This is a genomic window from Arcobacter sp. F2176 (assembly GCF_004116465.1).
Taxonomy (GTDB): Bacteria; Campylobacterota; Campylobacteria; order Campylobacterales; family Arcobacteraceae; genus Arcobacter; species Arcobacter siniprincipis.
Map to the genome: position 1 here is coordinate 1 of NZ_PDJV01000087.1, position 398 is coordinate 398.

Annotated in this window: 1 protein-coding gene; it reads left to right on the forward strand. The window is 64.1% G+C overall.

Features of this window, described 5'->3' with window-relative positions; translation table 11 throughout:
* Nucleotides 1–131: 131 nt before the first annotated feature.
* Nucleotides 132–398 (forward strand): helix-turn-helix domain-containing protein (locus tag CRU95_RS16300; protein WP_258238762.1); only part of this gene is annotated, 267 nt, incomplete at its 3' end.

Sequence of the window (398 nt, forward strand, 5' to 3'; positions counted from 1 at the left end):
GCGCGATGTCGTGCCAAATCGCGACCGCTCCCTCACCCGCCAGGCTCATCGTCCCCTCCACCGCTTACGCTGCGAGGCGCGTTGACTCGGCCTCGCCTCCTCTCTATACGAAAACGAAATCCAAATTGGAAATGATTTCCAATTCTAATCGAGATGGGCGGGAACGGGTGACGATCGCGGCGGTCGAGCGTGCATTCAAGTTGCTGGAGGCGCTGGCAGGAGAGGCTGACGGCGCCGACCTGACCGTGCTCGCCGAGCGGCTCGAGCTGCCGGTCAGCGCGACCCACCGTCTGCTCGCAAGCCTGGGGGAGCGCGGCTTCGTCACGCAGGACCCTCAATCGGGCGCCTATGGGCTGACGCTGAAGCTGTCGCAGCTCGCCTTCCGCAATCTCGATCTG